Source organism: Vibrio sp. 10N.222.51.C5 (assembly GCF_041474575.1).
Classification (GTDB): Bacteria; Pseudomonadota; Gammaproteobacteria; order Enterobacterales; family Vibrionaceae; genus Vibrio; species Vibrio crassostreae_C.
In genome coordinates this window covers 28559-47585 of record NZ_JBFRUJ010000059.1, presented here as the reverse complement: position 1 = coordinate 47585, position 19027 = coordinate 28559, and the positions used below count along the sequence as shown (strand labels likewise).

The following is a 19027-nucleotide window of genomic DNA, read 5'->3' as shown; positions in this document are numbered from 1 at the left end:
TGATTCTAGTTTAGACATCGGATTCTCTATTTAACATCTTCAGTAATTTGTTTTTTACGGATGTTAATTGTTCGGATTATTTGAACTGTATGTTGCGCATGTCCCTAACAGGCTAAGTGCCAAATTAGTGACGTCAAATCTATGGCTTTTTGCCTAGACACTTGTCAATCTACTGTGAAGTGCGCGTTAATGTTCAGATACAATCTTGCCTTTTTCTTATCCATTCTATTGTTTCCATTTGCCTCCTATGCGGATACAACGGGTCTTGTTATGGATCTGTCTATTGACAGCGTGTCTTACGACAACGACCAAGAGGTGGCTTATACGCTTGTTTTAACGAATGAGTCGGATAAAGCTATCGCTGAGTTGGACGTTAAAGATGAGCTGTTAAATATCTTAACGACAGATGACCAAGGGAATAATGTCAGCGCGTTCTCGCAAGTCTCGACTCAAGCGCAATCCTCCTTCCTGTCATCTCCAGGTGATTACAGTCGCTTCGGAAACTTAGATGCATCAGGTGTGCGTATTGCGGCTGGTGGGTCGGTGACCTACACCATGGTCGCCACCGTTTCTGCTGACGCAGCCGGTACGATTGATAACGTCGCAAGTGCGAGCACTGGACTATTGGATGCTGTTGAATCAAATACAGAATCCATTCAGCGTGGTGTGTACCAACATGATGTTGTTGTTTCAGTCGATAAGACGAACTATCAACTCAATAACAAACTCACCTACAAGATTAAGGTTTCGAACACTGGCGATACGTTTATTCAGACGATCGACGTTCAAGATGTCATTTCAGACATAAAGGCACTCAATATTGAAGGGGCTTTGCAACAAGCCTTTACTGACAACGTTAACTCAGTAAGCAAGGTTGAAGGCAGCAAAAGCGATCCAGGCACCTTCGCCGAATCAGGGGACTTATCAGTAAGTGCTGCGTCGATTGATATAGGTGGGTCAGTGACTTACGAAATTCAAGCGACCGTTGCCGACAATTTAGTCGGCGACATTGTTAATGACGGTATAACCGCTGAAACACGCGATGACTTGGTCACAGTTGATGAGGTTATCACTCCACCCACTGAGCCTAGTATCACCCTGACACATACCTTGAACCAATCGGATAACTACCTAGTCGACGATGAGTTTTCCTATACGGTCACGGTTGCTAACCAAGCAAACACTGGTATCGCGTACCATTATTCGGTTCAGCAGTTTCTTGCGGATCTTGAAACCGATCTAGGCAACGATGTCAGCAACGAAAAGAACGCAACTGACACGGTTGGTAACCCTTACGATTTTTGGACCAATGAAGTGACCTCGATCGGTTCTAATAGCCTTTCTGAACTCAATGTATCTGGAAAGGAGTCCAACAAGTCACTAGAAGACAAAGTGTCTATCTATCCCGGTGAGCAGATTGTTTATTCCGTTGTAGTGGACGTTAGCCCTGTGTCTATTGGTCAAATTCCCCAAGTTGCAGCCCGAGTGGTTGATGCTGATGGCCTCGCAGATTCTGGCGATGCTTTGGCTAATATTCTTGATTCGAAAGGCGTTCTGACGACGTCATCAAGTCAAATTACACGTAATAAGAACACCACAGATACGACTTATGTTCCGGGGATAGTCGGTGATAACGAAGTGGTCTATGACATTGTTATTTCTAACAAGGACACAGAGTTCTTCGCCAACGATATCGAAGTTGTCGATAAATTTGCTTGTATCGTGACAGAGCAAGCGGATGGCTCTAATGCTTCAGCATTTTCCGAGTGGAAGCTTGAAGTCGCTGATAGAAGTGGTGAAGGATCGAATTATGGTTCATTTAATTACAATACTTGGACAACAAACGACATCAATTTGAAAGTCGACCTCGCACCTGAGGGCTTCGTTCATTATAAGCTGACCGCAAAAGTGGCAGATACCAGTGTGGGGCAGATTGTTGATGATGGTACCGATGCCGGCTTGTGCTTAGGGGATAACTTAGGCGAGTCGGGTTCTGGCGTCCAAATGCCAAACTCGAAATTAAAGGTCCAAAAGGAAGTGGATTCTCGTTACTACTCAGCTGGCGGTACCCTGAACTACGACATCACGGTAGAGAATAACGGTGACGGCTATGCGATTGATATACCGGTTTATGATGATTTAGTCTCTGTCATGACTCAGTCTATTAATGATACACCGACTAAAGCGTATTTGAGCTGGATTATTACTGCGAAATCTTATGCCTCTGACGGCTCAATTTCGACAAACAGTGATCCCGGCTTTACTGATGACATAGAAGGTAATCAGAAGAATCAAAAGATCTTAGATGTGAAGGCAAAGCTAGCTCCACACGATAAGATCGTTTATAGCATTGCCGCGATCGTAAACCCCATTGCCGATGATGAAATCCGTAATGAAGTGACGGTTGACAGCGTACTTTATTCCGATAGAGGCTCATACCCACGAGATTACTACTTAGTATTGGATAAGCGTGTTGATGGTCATGACGAACAAAACGCGTATACCGACACCACCAATACTGTCACTTATACGATCAGCATTACCAACCCAGCAGGGAACGGTTTCGCCTCTAACATCAATGTTAAAGATGAAATCAGTACCATAGAAGCAGAGTTACTTCACGAGCCGGGTGAAACCAAGCCCGTGTTCTCTTCGTGGACGATCAGTGCAGAAAGAGAGGCAGACTCCCCGTGGGTGAAAGCCGTGACTGACCCTGGATCGTTCTCGGATAACAATGATCTGGATGCCACCGCTCAGATCCCGCCAGGTGCGACGATTACTTATACCATTGTTGGGACACTCGATCGCAGTGTCGACAGTGAGATTCTTTGGGGAGCATTCACCAATACCGCAACAGTGACGGGACCAGATACTAATCTATCGGATACGGTACGTACCTATCCTAGCGAGCCGAATCTTGTAGTCGCTAAGACCGCTCAAAATACCGACTTTGTTGTAGGTGAGCGCGCTACGTTCGATATTTATATCTATAACCGCGGTGTTGGCTATGCAAATGACGCAACGGTACAAGATAGTATTTCAGCGCTTAACTTCTTTAATAGTTGGACAATTGTAGGTTCGACCAACACAGATAAACCGGGTTCTCGTTACGGTGACATTGCTAACGACACTGACATCGATACCGACGTTGATATCACTCCCGGAGGGTGGGTTCACTATGAGGTGAGCGGCATTGTTAAGTCTGACTATGAAGAAGAACAAGTATCGAACCGTGTTGATGTTTACGATCCTATTACAGACCGTGACCACAGCTCTTCCGCTCAAATAGATAACTCACACAGTACCTATGACATCAATGTTTCATTAGCCAAAACGACCGATGTTGTCCGCTACACGCCGGGTGAAGATCTCACCTACACCATCGTTATTGGCAATAACAGCGACACTGATGAGACCGATCTTATCTTCATGGATCGCCTGAGTGAGATCACTACTACGCTAGCGAATGATAAAGATGGTGAAGTAGAAGATGTTCTTAATCAAAACCCGTTTGACTATTGGTCTGTTGATACTGGCTCTGGTTTCGGCCCTCAAACGACTGAAGATGTGGAGTTCCCAGTTTCAATTCCGGCCAAAGACTTTGTCACGGTGCGTATTAAGGCGCATGTCAAAGACAATGCGGTATCTAACGGTGTAGCGGACAGAGACGGCGGCATAATCCGCAACGAAGCCGTGCTGATTCATGATGATAATGCCGGTTGTACTGACGATTGTGAGTATGCCAAACGTGCCGTGGCTGAAAACCATCAGGTACATAATAACGGCGGCGTTGTTCGCACTACTAACATTAACCGCTACTCTCCGGGAGATGAGTTGACTTATACCATTAGGTACAACTCTCAAGATGGACATGGTTATCGAAACAACGTAGACGTTAACGAACTGATTAATGACATATCAGTGGAGCTACAAGATGGCAATTCAGGTAATCCATTTTTCGATGATTCGGTAGGTTCAAACAAGTTTACGGTGGCGGTTGCTAAGAGCGATCCTGCGAACGCGGGTACAACAGATGGTACCAAAGACGGTGATGTTGCGAACGACACTGACATCGTAACCTCGATTGATATCGATGCTGGCGAAGACGTGACTTACACAGTAACAGGTACCGTAAGACCGGATGCGGTCGGTGATATTCATTATCGAGATACCGTCGTGATTCCCGATGACTACCATTTAGATTTTGATAAAACGACTGATGAAGCGGTGTACGAGCCCGCTCAAACCGTGACCTATCACTTAGTGATTGAGAATGACGGCAAAGGTAATGCTCACGATATTCCAATCGTCGATAACCTCGAAGATATTACGGTCAGCTTAGTGGATGGTAATACAGGACCAGCGTATTCAGATTGGACCATCACATCGATCGCAACTGGAACCGATTCTGAGTATGTGGATGCGGGCGCAGGTGCTGGCAATGTTTACACATCAACCAACAGTAACTTAAATGTTGAAGCCGATATTCCGATGGGCGCTAAGCTTGAGTACCAAGTTGTCGCGACCATCAATGACAAAGCCAATGGCGATGTTGTTAACGTTCTAACCGTTGATGGCGACACCATTTCTCATGATATTCAGCAAGAAGCTCGTAAAGTTGATTTTGAAAAGAACATTCTGGCGTATTACGACACGGATGAAAACGAACTGGTTGGCGCAACTAACTACATGCCAGGTGGTTATGTTGAATATGAAATTTTAATTGAGAACATTGCGAGCGCCCACGTTGATGATATGAGCTTGCGTGATGACATCGACCAAATTAACACTCAATACTTTGATGGAACGCGTGGCCCTGCATTTGATAGCTGGACGATTGAAACATTCACTGATAGCTCAGGTATTTCCAACCCAGATGTTGATAACTCAATCCAAGACAATAAGCCGATTGATACTCACTTCGATATCTCGGCAGACAACTTTGGCCGAGCTGCATCGTCAGCGTTTGTCCGCTATGTCATAAAAGCCAAGATCAGTCCGAAAGCGGTTGGTTCTTTTACCAACAAAGCTTTCATCGACGAAGACAATGGCAATGAGTTGATCGCGGTATCGCCACCATCAACGATGGCAGATCCTGAAGTCACGTTCTCTAAAAAAGCGTTTTATGATGCAGGCTTCTCTTCGCAAAAAACTGAATATTCTCAAGCTTCTGGTGAGAGTGAGGTTTATTACCGCGTTGAGATTAAGAATGCGGGTGATGGTATTGAATATGGTTCTCGCCTAGAAGATGCGATTTCGGAAATTCAAACTCGTATTGCAGAAGACAGCACCACAACAGGTGGTGATCCTGTTGGACAACCGTTCCTGGCTGGCTGGGAAGTTAGCCTAGATAAAACGGTTGCGACAGGCTCTATTACCGACGCGATTGACTTTGTACCGGGCAATAACATCGATATTGATAACGACATTGTTATCGCGCCTCAAGAAAGCCTAACGTTCACTATTCATGCTCAAATTCGTGAAGATGCATTGGGCGATATTCAAAACAAAGCGAATTATGACGGTAAGGTTCGTACTGCGACTCTAATGCCACTAGGAAATAATATCAGTGTTGAAAAACGCGTGGTGTCGATTAACGGCAACCCGTTCAATGATGGGGATACCTATCTGCCGGGTGACGAAGTTGAGTATGAATTTGTGGTCACTAACACTGAAAACGGTTGGGCGAATGATATTCAGATCAAAGACACAATCACAGACATTCAAGTCGAAGTGATTGGCGGTAAAACGGAATCCGCTTTTGTTTCTGGCGATATCACCCATGAAGTCAGCAATGGTATTGATGCCAACGCTGATACTTATGTACCAAGCTACAACACCAGCGGCAACCTTGATATTGATACCGATATTGCCGCGGGAGAAGGGCTGACCTTTAACTTAACCGGTGTCGTTCGTGACGACGCTTTGGGCACGATTGATGCGAACCAAGTGACCGCAGGAAGTGGCTCTGCAACGTCGCAAGTGATCCCCCCTAAAGATGCCGAGCTCGATTACTTCAAAACCTTGGTGTATACCGATGGTGAATCGGCAGGGTGTTCTGTTCCTTCCAACGATGGCATCGGTTGTACTTACGCACCACGTGGTGATGTTGAGTATCAAGTTACGTTAGAGAACACTGGCGATAGCATCGCAAATGACGTGAGTGTTATCGATGCGATTCACACCATCAAAACCGAAGATGGCGATGATGCGTTCTCTAGTTGGACAACGGCTATTGCGGTTGAACCTGTTGGCACTTACGACGTGCAAGGTAACTACAACGGCAGCGTACCATTGAATGCAACTGTCGATCTTCGTCCTGGTGAGCGTATTGTGTTTGACGTGAAAGGCAGAGTTTCTACGTCAGCGACAGGTACCATCACCAATACAGCACAAGTGAATGGCGATAACACCAACGATATTGTCCTCAACCCTGGCCGCTCGAACATTCTAGTTGATAAGTGGACAGATACACCTACGTACGTACCTGGTGGAACAGTGAATTACTACATCGACATCACCAATGACGATGTGGATTCTGGCCTGTTTTCGATTCGTGACATCATCAGCGGCTTTGAAGTCGAAATCGTCGATGGTTCAATGAAAACGGCATTGACAGAATGGACGGTTGATTATGATGTGCTTTATAACTCGGCGCCGTCAGATCTCAACGCTAATGACTTCTCAGAGCTTGATAAGCTAGTTGGTCAAAACAGTCCAGACATCGATTTACCTGTCGAATCGATCAAGATGGCAGGGCGTGACGATGCCGGTACGGGTGGCGGCGATAAGTACACAGTTGTCCGTATTCACGTCCAAGGCAAGGTACGAGATGACGCGATTGGGCGCTTTACCAATACGGCTTATCTACGACATGGTTTGGACGATTCGAAGATCGCTCGCTTACGAGAAGGCTTTATCACTCCGAAGTCGGGTCAATTGGTTCTAACCAAAGAAACGACGCCAATTGCAGAACCTGATGCTAAGTATCAACCGGGTCAACCTATCTCATACAAGATCACCGTGGCTAACACAGGTGAAGGTTACCTTGTCGATCAAGTCCTGACGGATCGCATCGATACCATCATGACAGAGGTGGCTAACAGCCCAGATCAAGAGCAAGCGTTGACAGGTAATTGGATCATTAGCGACGAACAGCTTGATGGCAGTGGCGATCCAGCCCTGAACGCTCGCAAAGATGTGGTTAATAACGCACAGGGTTATAGTGCGACTTACAGCATTCACCCGGGTGACAGTTATTCATTTGTCGTGACCAACACTGTTAATGATAAGGCCAAAGGCGAGATCACTAACGTCGTTAAAGTTGATAGCGACGACGGTGAGCACTCTGCAGACGCGACCTACATTCCAGAAGATGCGCAAGTTGAGATCACTAAAGATGTCGATAAAGCAGAGTACCTTCCGGGAGAAACACTTCAGTACACCGTGACCGTTAAGAATAACGGCTTAGGTTGGGCTGAAGATGTTGCTATTGAAGATGCGCTGAAGTCGGTTGAAACCACGATTGCAGGTGGTACGACTGAACAAGCTTTTGACCCTGCTTCAATCCAAATATCGGCGGTATCGACAACCGGTGAAACCCCAGTACCGGATGCAACCCGTGGTGAAGACCTTCATGAGACGCTCGATATTGCGCCTCAAGACAGTATTGTTTTCACTATTCAAGTTGCGACTAATCCGTTGGCGACAGGCGATATTACTAACATCGCATCAGCGACCTTTGACGGCACAACATTTGATGACAGTGCTACCAGTACACCAGTGTTGGCGACGGTTTCGGTCAAGAAGACGGTTGATACGCCATCGTATGAAGTAACCAAGCTGATTAACTACGACATCACCGTAACCAACAGCTCTGATGCGTTTGCATCTGGTGTTCAACTTCAAGACATCATCAGTGACATTCAAGTCGACACGACCGCGGATAAACAAGAGTCGGCATTCCTACTATGGGAAGTGAGCTTTGACGCCTCGGATGATCGCTCTGTTGTCACTCCCAAGACGTTCGACTTGAGTGAAGATATCGATGTGAGTATGGATGTGGCGCCACAAAGTACCGTGACATTCCATGTTAAGGCGTTGATTCGTACGACGGCGATTGGCGATATCAGTAACACGGCAACCATCACTTATAACGGAACACCACAAGACTCAACGGTAGTCATGACACCGAAAGACTCTGAGTTTGTTGCGACGAAAACTAACGTACAAACCGAGTATGAGCCGGGTGGTGAGCTGGAATTCTTGATTACCATTGAAAACACCTCTAACAACTACATCAGCGATTTAAGTGTTGTCGATGACATGAGCACGATAGAGGTGGGCTATTACGATGGTACCACTGGGCCTGCTTTTGTTGCTGGAACCACTTCTTTGGTTGTTGAGTCAACCACGGTAGGAACGACGACGGAGCAAATTAGCCCGATTGAGTACAGTGTGGATATTGCACCGCACGGCACAGTTGTGTTCCGCTCAAAAGGCACCGTAGTCGATACCGCGACCGGACACATCATTAATACTGCGCAAGTAGATGGCGGCGATGTTATCAGTCCTCCAGTTCAAACAGTTGCGGCTGTGGTTCAAGCTGAGCTGTTTACCGATGCCCCGTATTACGTGCCGGGAGAGCAGGTTGAGTATCACTTAGTGGTGCAAAACATAGGCCGAGGTATAGCCAAAGATGTCGCGCTTTACACCCAGTTCTCTGAATCCATGGGTGATCATATTGATGGTAATTTTAGTAATGCGTTTGATGAATGGACACTAACGGCAACATCAGAAGGGGCTGAAACTCAACCTGGCACCTTTGATGACGACAAAGACCTGTTCACCTTGGTCGACATATCGCCGGGCGGCAAGATTGATTACACGTTCACATTGACGGTCAACGAAGACATGCTGACTAATATCGATGTGCTTGGATACTACCTCGACTTAACTGGTAGCCCAGCGATGCGCGCTCGTTCTAAAGGCATGTTGGCCTCTGAAACCTCGATGCAGGCAGTGGCAGATCAAGTATCTGCTTTGGATTTGCCGCCAGTGGGTGCTGATCTGGTTGTTGAAAAACGTTCTGATAAGCCTGAATACACCGAAGATGACGACAGTGTCACTTATTACTTAGCCGTGACCAACAACGGTCAAGGTAACGCGGCTAATGTTCGTCTAACCGATGAGATCAGTGGACTACAAAACAGCACAGGTAATAAAGTCTTTACCGATTGGACAATTGAAGGTGTGGAAGTCGACGATTCGGGCGCGGTTATTCAGCGTCTTACTTTCCCGTCGAGCAAAGACCTAGACACTACCGTTAACCTGAAATCCAACAAACGAAATGCTTACGCGTTTGAGATCGTGGGTACGCTAGGTAAGGGCTTGGATGACGACATTACCAATACCTTCACGGCGACTGAATCTGACGGTACTGAAACCAGCGACAGTGTAACTACTCATATCAAGAAGATTCCTGATAATTCTGGAGAGTTGGAGCTGACCAAGTCTGCGTTGCAAGATACCGCGCAAGTGGGTGATGCGGTTGAGTACGAGATCATCGTTGAGAACAACAATGAATCTTACTTTAAGAACGTGACTGTGGAAGACCGTTACCCAGGTGGTCTGAAATACATCGTGGATACATCAGAAGTTGTGCTAAGCGGCATTGATGGTGAGTTCGGTACGGAAGACGATCAGGTTATCTCTCAAGATCCATCAGATACGGGCAAGTTAATGTTCACATCGTTGAACTTTGATCCGGGCGAGAAGCTGCGTATTCGTTACTTATTGCGTGTCTCGGTAGGTGCCACTTTTGGTGATTACATCAACACCGCAGTAGCGAAGGTTGATGGCTCGGCTGTTTCTAATGAAGACACCGCCAAAGTGACCATTGAGCCGGACAAGGTGTTCGATACCTCATCGATCATCGGTAAAGTTTTTGAAGATCATAACAAAGATGGATTCCAAGCTGATGCAACCGCGTTTGATGTTGAGCTAACTGCGAACTTATCAACACAAGGCTACATCGCTGATTCGACGCACATCATTCGTGATGGTCAAGACGTTGCTATTCAAGATGGTGCGATAACCACTGCACTTGAACAAGGTTTGGAGCTTGGTGACCTTTGGGGACATTCAGTGAACCGAACACTGCCAGAAACCAGCAAAGTGGTGATTCAATTTAAAACTCGCACACAGCAAAGCTTTGATTTCTACGTCACAACCGATGCGGGCTCTCGTATCGAGTTCGACGCACAAGGTCAGATTCAGTTTAAGCATGAATCGGACAAGAAAAAGGGACTGAGCGCGGAAAACCTCAACGTAACCAGAAACCTGTATCGCGATGGCGAGGATTACCTGTGGGAAATCGTTATCGAGAACAAAGGTATTTACGAAGATGGTATTCCGGGCGTTAAGTTGATGACGGTTGAGGGAATCGTTATTTACACAGACCAGTACGGTCGTTACCACGTGCCCGACCAATGGGTACTCAATAAGAAAGGTAAGAACTTCCTCGTGAAGTTGGACACTGATTCGCTCTCCACCTCCATGGAAGTGGTGAGCGAAAACCCAAAAGTGTTGCGAATTACCCCGAACAAGCTCACCAAGTTCAACTTTAGCGTTCATCGCAAAGACCAACAAAGTGAACAGAAGTAAGCCATTGGAACCGTAACTGGAAATTGTATGAAAGTATTTAGTAAGTCTCGTTTAGCGACGTGTGTGTTAACGGCCATTCCTGTGATGGCGGTAGCGAAAGACACAGGTAAGCTTGAAAAACTCGGTTCTGAGACGACTGGCATTGAAATCACCAAGCCGAACCAAGACCAAGACAGCTCGCGTATTTACTTAGAGCAAGGCGCTATTTGGGCAAGCCGTGACATCACTCGCTTTGACCCAGTATTAGATGTCAGTGTCAGCGATGAATTAGAAGTCGAACAAGGCACACTGCGTGACAGCGTCGGTTTCACCATTACCACCAACTACGGTTACTACATCAAAAAGTACCAGTTGGAAGTGTACCGAGTGGGTGACTTTGGTCTGTCTGAGCCAATCGCTGTGCTTGAAGGCGATAAACTGGCGAACGACTCTGACATCAATTGGGATGGTCAAACTGATGTTGATTATCAGTTTGAGGTCGGTGAGCAGCTGATGTTCCGCCTAAAAGCGTGGGACAAAGATGGCAACATGGATGTGACCACCGTTGGTGTGACTGACTTAGTCAAGCCGGACTCTGAAGTCGATATCGACCGAAACGATAACGACGATGAAGAGAGCAAAGATAAAAGCTACGGCCAAGCTAAGTTGATGCGTCACAACATCCCGACCAATGCGGGCTTAGCGAAATTTATCGGCACCGGCTTAAAGGGCGTAGATAAAGTCATCATCGGTGAAGATGAATTTGATGTCGAAGATGGCAACTTATACGCAGAGCAGTACTTACCTACAGACTCCTACATTTTCCCAACCAAGGTTGTGTTTGATAACGGTGATGAACGCCGTTACAAGCTGTACGTTCGTATTCCAGATACTTACTACGCACAAACCGGCTTGGCTGATCTTTATGTTGGTAAGAACAATGTGTCTGGTAATAGCGATGCATTAAGTGTGGATGACCAGTACCAAGATGACATCTATAACCAAGGTCGTTTAGCGTACTTTGGTCAGGGTAAATTTGGCGACAAACTTCGTGTAACGACTCACTTTGATACGCGAGAAAGTGAAATCAAAGACATGTTCAAACATCCGTTCGCCTCCGACGATTCGGATGTGTTTGATATCCTCGAAGACGACGATGAGCTTTATTACGGCAACTATGGCGATAGCTCAAACATCGAAAAAGTGGTCAACACCAAGGGCAAGGTTTACCTCAATGTGGAATACGATAAGTCTCAATACTTGTGGGGTAACTACAACACGGGTTTAACAGGCACCGAGAACAACGATTACAACCGTAGCCTCTATGGTTTCAAAGCTGACTATCGTACTCGCGATACTACACAATATGGTGAAGATCGCTTGAACGTGGTCGGTTTTACCGCAGAAGCAGATTCGTTGTATGCACACGATGAGTTCTTGGGCACAGGCGGCTCTCTGTACTTCCTTCGTCATGGTGAAGCGGTACCGGGAAGTGACAAAGTTTACGTCAAAGTAAAAGATGAATCTGGCTTAGTGCAGAATGAAATCCCACTTGAGCCGGGCGTCGACTATGACTTTGACCCGTACCAAGGTCGCATTATTTTGACCAAGCCACTCGATAACATTCTATCCGACAGCTTTGGCAGCGTGATTGAAAACGGCGATGATTACGAAAACTTTCTGGTTGTCGACTATGAGTACGTCCCACAAGGTTCAGATTCATTAGATGCGATGTCTTACGGTGGTCGTGCTAAAGGTTGGATCAACGATTACGTTGGTGTTGGCGTGACGTATGCGACTCAAGAAAAGGACAATCAAGATTACGAGTCTTATGGAACGGACTTAACGTTGCGTGCAACAGAAGGTACCTACATTAAGGCTGAGTTTGCACACAGTGAAGGCAGGCAAACCGAGTCGAATTTCGTCTCTACCGATGGTGGTTTAACCTTTACGCCCATTGGCGATACGTTAGAAGATCGCGAGGGTGACAGTATCCAAATAACGGCTGTGACTAGCCTTTACGATCTTGCTCCAACCATCTTTGGTGCCGTTGGCAATGACCTTAAGCTTTGGTACCGAGACAAAGACGCGGGATACAGCTACGCGAGCAGCAGCGATGACCTTGAACAAGAAGCTTACGGTGCTGAACTTCGTTTACAAGCTACCGATCGCTTGGCGGTTCTCTCTCGCTTCTCGACCAATGAAGAGCGCGATGTCGATGGTAATCTAGAAACAGATACTGAAACGATTGAGATTGAGACTCAAGTTAAAATCACCGAGCACATTAAGGTTTCGGCGGCAGGGCAACAAACTGAAGAGCTTAACCAAAACGACGAGCACAGTGATGCCACCTTAGCGGGTGTGCGTTTGGAATACATGTGGGACAGTGAGAACAGCGTTTACGTCAAAGGGCAAAAGACCGTCGACCAGTCGGATGACTATGATGAAAACGACAGCGCGTCGATTGGTGCTGAATTCCAAGTGTTGGAAGACTTGTCTCTTGGTGGCGAATACACCGATGGCGACCGAGGCCAAGTAGCAGAAGCGACTGTGACTTACGATGTAACCGATGACCACTCAACCTACGTAACTTATGTAGATGATAACTACGAAGGTCAAAACAACGTGATTGTTGGTCAGCGTGCAGACCTCACCAGCAGTGTCGATTTTTACCAAGAGAACCAGTTTGTTGATGAAAACGACGGTCATGGCCGTATCGACTCGTACGGCTTTGGTTACGACGTGACGGAAGATGTCGAGATGGGGATCGGTTATCAGCTTGGGGAAATTGAAGATGACCAGAGCATCACCACAGAGCGTGAGTCCATCAGCTTCAATGCTTCAATTGACCTAGATGACATCACCCTAAGCCACAAATTTGAATATCGAGTGGATAAGAGTGAAGACGACCCTGACATCGCTCAGCGAGAGCTGCAACAAATCGTGACGACCAACCGTTACACGCATCACTTAACGGAAGAGTACACATTGTTCGGCAAGTACAACTACTCCATCACCGAAAGTGAAACAACGGGCGAAACCATGGCGCAATTCACTGAAGCGACCGGTGGACTAGCGTATCGTCCGATCTACAACGATCGACTCAACTTACTGAGCCGCTACACCTACATTGCAGATTTCGATCAACTGGATCGCGATGTGGATTATCAAGATGAAACCAGCCAGATCATTGAAGTTGAAGCGATCTATTCAATCGACCAACACTGGGACGTCGGTACTAAGTACGCCCATAAAGACAAACAGCAAGCTTTTGAACGAGCGTCTGGTTCGAATGAGTTGGTCAAAAGCGATATCGACCTATACGGATTAAGTGCTTCTTACCGCGTGATGAAAGAGTGGGATGTGACGGGTGAATACCACTGGAAAACAGACACACTCAACGATGAGCTAGAACACGGTGCGTTAGTTTCGGTGAACAAGCACATCGGCGAGAACTTCAAAATGGGGATTGGTTATAACTTCTCTGCGTTTGATAGTGACTTAACCAATGATGACGACTACGACGCATCCGGCGTGTTTATTAACTTAGTCGGTAAGATCTAAGCCTGCCCAAGTGGGTCGAAAGTTAAGAGTTGAGAATTCAAAGTGACAGTTAAGAGTAAGATGAAAACAATTATTTTCCTAATAAGCGCAGTGATGAGTACTTTGCTGCTTTCCGGCTGTGCAACCGACACCTATGTGAGTCAGGAGAACCGAGACAAGTTTGCTGGCATCGATGTGTCTAAGTTTTTAATAAGCGAGTGTTTGGCGCCAGAGCGTGAGGTGCACATCGCCATCGCAGAGCATTTTGCGTTTGATAAATATCAATTACGCGACCTCGACAAGATCAACTTAGATACCTTTGTTAAAGAGATCAGAGGCTTAAAAGGGCGCATCACGATTGTCGGCCATACTGATTTCAAGGGTTCTCTCGAATATAATGAGCGCCTTTCACAGCGCCGTGCTAAATCGGTCGCAGATTATTTGAAAGGGCAACTAGACCCAACGCAATATGACTGGGAAGTGAAACATCTTGGTGAGACTCAACCTCTTCTGTTTGGTAAGACAGATAAAGACCGAGCGGAGAACCGCCGTGCATTTATCGTGTTTGAAGAAGCTCAGAAGTACGAAGAGATGCCTTTCTGTGAGCCGCCAAAACCAGAACGTAAAGTTTATATGGCAATGACGCCGCACTTCGATTTCGATAAGTCAGTACTCAAGCAAGAAGACCTAACTCAGTTAGATGACTTCACAACTAAGTTGAGCGGCCTGCAAGGTAGCATAATGGTGGCAGGGCACACCGACCAAGCGGGTTCACTTTCTTACAATGAAAAGCTGGCAGAGCGCCGCGCAGAAACGGTGGTTGAATACCTCAAAACCAAACTCGACCCTAAGCAGTTCATCTGGGAAGTGAAGTCATTTGGTAAGTTGCAGCCTGCGATTAATGAACGCTCTGAAAAAGCCGATGCATTAAACCGCCGCGCGTTCATTGTGTTCAAAGAATCTGATATTACCGCCGAACAGCAAGCTCTTGCTGGCAGCGAACAAGAAGCGGTGAGCAGCGAGAGCGATTAGAGTTCACCGAAGAATAACGAATAGTTGCCTTTACAATAAAACGCAAAAAGCCCCATACGTTGGGGCTTTTTGTTGCTCGCTCTACGGATTAAGTCGGGTCGAAGATCTATTCAGATGGCAAATTTTGCTTTAACTCTAAAAGCATTCGATAAGCACTTTCGCCAGACATTTCGTACGGGTTAAATTGATCAGATGTTGAAAACTGTAAATTAACCAGTTCAGTTAGGCTAGATTGTGGAATATCACCCATAGACCAATCACCAAACTGCCTACAATCGATCTCTTTGAAATATAAAATCATGACGTTTTTGTGTCGCGTGTCATTCAAGATATGATTGTAAGTATGGTTCACTGCGGTTCTCGAACCTTCAATACATTGCAGGAAATACTTATCATTGTGGCTTAGAAGGCCTGTTAAATGGCTTTGCTTATTGCGGTCGTGTGAAATCTGAAGAATGTCGTTCAAAGCCTGAGAATCGCAACTTTCACAGAGCGTACTGACATAAATTAACCGAGTTAGGAACACAGGCATCATTTCGAATTTTTGTACAAAGGGTATTAATAAATATAAGCCAAGTTCATGGAATTGCGAGTCATTGATTTAATTGTCACTCGGTGGCTTTTGGAAGAGAAGAGGATGGGGATGAAGTAGAAAAGGGCAGGTTGCAAGATACGCTAAAATGACTCGAATGTTGGCCATTCAATTATTTTAGCGACCTGCTTGTGAGCTCGTTAGTTGTTTAGAGTTGAAATCGATTCAACGTTAGAAGAGGAATCAAATCGAACGTTGACCAACACATTTTCACGTTCGAAAGTCACATCATCAAAGTCAGTCGTTGCGATCTTAAATCCATTTCTTGCGAATAAACTCGTCACCGTTGTTCGTTGTTTCTGTTCCATACCGCATGTCAGTAGTTCGTTCATCGTGGTCTTCATTAGGTAACCGTGTGCATAGTGTAAGCGTACAGACTCTACATTATGAGATCAATTGCTTAATCGATAAGCTATATTGATATGTTCAATTGAGTGATTCAGGTATTTAAAAGCCGGATGGATAGTGGGCAAGGGAGTTATGCGACCTATGACAAGTGGAGCGTTATGTGACCACTGTTCAGCATTCCTTGAACACGAAGTTTGTCGCAAAAATCGCGTTGAAATAAGTGGTTACAAAGCAGGAGGAATTATGCCCGCCGTTTGGTATGTTTGGTCGGTTATTGGAAATATTATCGGCCTATATCTCACTTAACTAAAGTACATCGATTTACGATGAGTAGACTCCTCAATAAGCCTTCTTTTTATTTGAATTTTATATGCTAAGTGGTGTTGTTATAATTGTTATTAATTGCATAGGCTTGATTTTAATATTGGTTTGATTTATAAAACAAGTATTCGTTCATTAACTTCATGATTATATTAGTTTTTACTAACCTTTAAATAACATGGAGAAAGGCGATGAATAAGAACCAAACACGCAACAGGTTAGCGAATTTAGTGCGACTTCGTAGGTCATACAAAGCATCAGACTTTCTGGTGGGTTCTGATGAACTCCGAGTTAAAAAAGATGCGTATAGCTTACGTAAAATCAAACAGTTAGAAATTCGTCAATTGGGTCTTAAAGAAAACGCAATCAATATCGTTTCGTTGGCTTTAGTCCTCTCGGCGGCGACTTGGGCATTTGTTCCTCAGTTCGGTTTACCAATGCTTGCACTGACCTTTATTTTGGCGTTTGTTACATGGCGACGATATGAGTTGCGTGCAGAGTTTAAAGGGGCCGATGAAACTGGCGACCATTGGGTTTCCGTGGCGACCATTGGGTTTCCGTGGCGCGCGGTTGTACTCGAGAAGAGTTCAAAGTATTGAAAAACGTTGAATTGGCTTTACGCGATCAGCTGTCTTAGTGGCTAGATCTGTTAAGGTTAAGGTCTTATAAGCGTTAAGCTCCCATAATCAACAAGGCTCGTCATTGTATGGCGAGCTTTTTATTTTCTGAAAAACACAGGTAGTGCAGGTTACTTTGAGAGGCCAATGCTTATATGTGTAATGGGGGTTGATATGAATCTTAAGTCACGGCGTTTTTGATGCTCTTTGTGGTTTTGAATATAGGGAGAGGGTGGAAATGAATACACGAGTCAGTGAGAGTTCTTTTAAAAGGCTCATCCAGTTAGTTGGTTGTGTTTTGATTATAGTGTTGAGCAATAGTCGACTCTCCAATGCTCAAAGCATCGAGTTTCCTACTTGTGTACAGAGCGAGGTTTTGAATACAGAAATCCACCTTTATGTTGATGAATCGGTGTTAGATGAATATTCCAAAGCATTTATAGCCTCTAAAATAGCGACATGGGAAAGCTATTCGAATCTGGTGTTAAAAAACTCCTGCGTCCCAATGACGAGAAAAGTCACTAAGGTGACTTATACGTCTGAAATCGACAGCCTTTGGTTTCAAGATTTGGGCGCAGCAGAGAGGTTATTAAAACTCTCGATGGAAGAACCGATTCCAGAAACAACAGAAGACGGCGTCCCCATTTTTACTGGGATAGTATTTTCTAATTATAATTTTAGCTTTGAGTCTGATTATTGTGGTATGTCTTCTTCGGTATCCTACTTTTTTTCTTTAGCGATAAACTGCCCTGATTACTTAATGGAGCATGAAATTGGCCATTTAAGTGGTGCTAATCATGACTATAAAACGTTATTGAAAGATTTTGATAGTATAGAAAGTTACATTTCTGGAACGTATCCAAGAGCTCCTCAATATTCCTTCGGTACAATTTGTGCTGACAGAGGCACAGTGATGTCTTATGAGCGAGATGTTATTCCTGTCTACTCTAGCCCTGAAATTAGAGTGAACGGACAGCAATGCGGAGATAACGCACATCACAATAATGCGAGAGTGCTTAGAGAGTTCGCACAAGCTTATTTAACCCCATGATTGCCTAGCTGGTAGCCTGTTGTTTTATCGAACGTTATAACGCGTTCAATTCAAAGTGTTTGTCCTGTGATCTTTAAATTTGGAACGAGCGTATTTCTCCCAGTTTATTAAGGAAGAGTATGTATGATGTTATCCAAAGAGAATGAATCAAGAATTATTGAAATGGCGTGGGAAGACCGAACGCCATTTGAGGCAATAGAGCACCAATTTGGTTTAAATGAATCACAAGTGATTCGTTTCATGCGTAGCCATCTCAAGCTTGGCAGTTTTAAGCTGTGGCGCTCACGTGTTTCTGGGCGCTCGACCAAGCATGTAAAACTACGCAGTTCGGACGTTTCGAGAGGTTATTGTCCAACTCAGTACAAGCATTGTTAAAAGAGGGGATGCCCAACCAGTATCCCAAATCAACACACAGATATGGGAAATGAAAGGAATGAAACAATTTTTCGCTCTACTTATAGTGCTGCTTAGCTTCGGCATCAGTCATGTTCAAGCGAATGATACGCGACTTAAGCAAGCTTACGAAAATCACCAAAGCGACGTTCAGGTGCGCGGATCGGGTACGGTGTATCGAGTACTTCCTGATGATAATAAAGGCTCTCGACATCAGAAATTCATTTTGCGACTCGATAGCGGACAAACCTTGTTAGTCGCACATAATATTGACTTAGCGCCTCGTGTTCAGGGACTGGCAAAGGGCGATCGAGTTGAATTTTATGGTGAATATGAATGGAACAAGAAAGGTGGCGCAATGCACTGGACGCACAAAGACCCTCGTAATCATCACACTCATGGTTGGTTGAAGCATAACGGGAAAGTATACGAGTAAACACCTCTGAGACTTTTCCCTTCAAGGCTATAAGATAAAAAGGAATTTTG

8 protein-coding genes and 1 pseudogene are annotated in these 19027 nt (G+C 45.3%); 7 read left to right on the top strand and 2 right to left on the bottom strand.

What is annotated here, in order from left to right; translation table 11 throughout:
- The first annotated feature begins 270 nt into the window (after positions 1–270).
- The 3 genes from AB4558_RS18340 to AB4558_RS18330 are packed head-to-tail and all read left to right on the top strand — an operon-like array spanning position 271 to position 15219.
- Positions 271–10665 carry a hypothetical protein gene (locus AB4558_RS18340; protein WP_372158977.1) on the top strand — a complete coding sequence of 3465 codons (10395 nt, stop codon included), beginning with the start codon at positions 271–273 and terminating at the stop codon, positions 10663–10665.
- 27 nt (positions 10666–10692) lie between these two features.
- The gene (locus AB4558_RS18335; protein WP_372158976.1) at positions 10693–14208 is read left to right on the top strand and encodes a hypothetical protein; all 3516 of its coding nucleotides are present in this window, start codon (positions 10693–10695) and stop codon (positions 14206–14208) included.
- A gap of 60 nt (positions 14209–14268) precedes the next feature.
- Complete coding sequence (locus AB4558_RS18330; protein WP_371722140.1) at positions 14269–15219, top strand: OmpA family protein; 951 nt, start codon at positions 14269–14271, stop codon at positions 15217–15219.
- A gap of 106 nt (positions 15220–15325) precedes the next feature.
- Here AB4558_RS18330 and AB4558_RS18325 read toward each other — a convergent pair whose 3' ends face one another.
- Together AB4558_RS18325 and AB4558_RS18320 are read right to left on the bottom strand one after the other, a co-directional pair.
- A complete protein-coding gene (locus tag AB4558_RS18325; RefSeq protein WP_017067227.1) occupies positions 15326–15745 on the bottom strand; it encodes a BLUF domain-containing protein in 420 nt (139 codons plus the stop codon).
- Positions 15746–15951: 206 nt separating this feature from the next.
- Entirely contained in the window at positions 15952–16143 is a 192-nt protein-coding gene (locus AB4558_RS18320) for a hypothetical protein (RefSeq protein WP_017065380.1), read from the bottom strand.
- Positions 16144–16671: 528 nt separating this feature from the next.
- Between AB4558_RS18320 and AB4558_RS18315 the strand changes: the two are divergent.
- The 4 genes and pseudogenes from AB4558_RS18315 (at position 16672) to AB4558_RS18300 (ending at position 18977) form a co-directional block, all read left to right on the top strand.
- Positions 16672–17117, top strand: a pseudogene (locus tag AB4558_RS18315) (hypothetical protein).
- A 218-nt stretch (positions 17118–17335) separates the two neighbouring features.
- Entirely contained in the window at positions 17336–18148 is an 813-nt protein-coding gene (locus AB4558_RS18310) for a hypothetical protein (RefSeq protein ID WP_372158974.1), read from the top strand.
- 123 nt (positions 18149–18271) lie between these two features.
- Complete coding sequence (locus tag AB4558_RS18305) at positions 18272–18523, top strand: TIGR03643 family protein (RefSeq protein ID WP_017091136.1); 252 nt, start codon at positions 18272–18274, stop codon at positions 18521–18523.
- A 58-nt stretch (positions 18524–18581) separates the two neighbouring features.
- A complete protein-coding gene (locus AB4558_RS18300) occupies positions 18582–18977 on the top strand; it encodes a DUF3465 domain-containing protein (RefSeq protein WP_372158973.1) in 396 nt (131 codons plus the stop codon).
- Positions 18978–19027: the final 50 nt, after the last annotated feature.

What these genes read in the sequence shown, in the direction of transcription:
- AB4558_RS18335 (WP_372158976.1), top strand. Translation starts at nt 10,693, where the DNA reads ATGAAAGTATTTAGTAAGTCTCGTTTAGCGACGTGTGTGTTAACGGCC.
- AB4558_RS18330 (WP_371722140.1), top strand. Translation starts at nt 14,269, where the DNA reads ATGAAAACAATTATTTTCCTAATAAGCGCAGTGATGAGTACTTTGCTG.
- AB4558_RS18310 (WP_372158974.1), top strand. Translation starts at nt 17,336, where the DNA reads ATGAATACACGAGTCAGTGAGAGTTCTTTTAAAAGGCTCATCCAGTTA.
- AB4558_RS18340 (WP_372158977.1), top strand. Translation starts at nt 271, where the DNA reads ATGGATCTGTCTATTGACAGCGTGTCTTACGACAACGACCAAGAGGTG.
- AB4558_RS18300 (WP_372158973.1), top strand. Translation starts at nt 18,582, where the DNA reads ATGAAACAATTTTTCGCTCTACTTATAGTGCTGCTTAGCTTCGGCATC.
- AB4558_RS18320 (WP_017065380.1), bottom strand. Translation starts at nt 16,143, where the DNA reads ATGAACGAACTACTGACATGCGGTATGGAACAGAAACAACGAACAACG.
- AB4558_RS18305 (WP_017091136.1), top strand. Translation starts at nt 18,272, where the DNA reads ATGATGTTATCCAAAGAGAATGAATCAAGAATTATTGAAATGGCGTGG.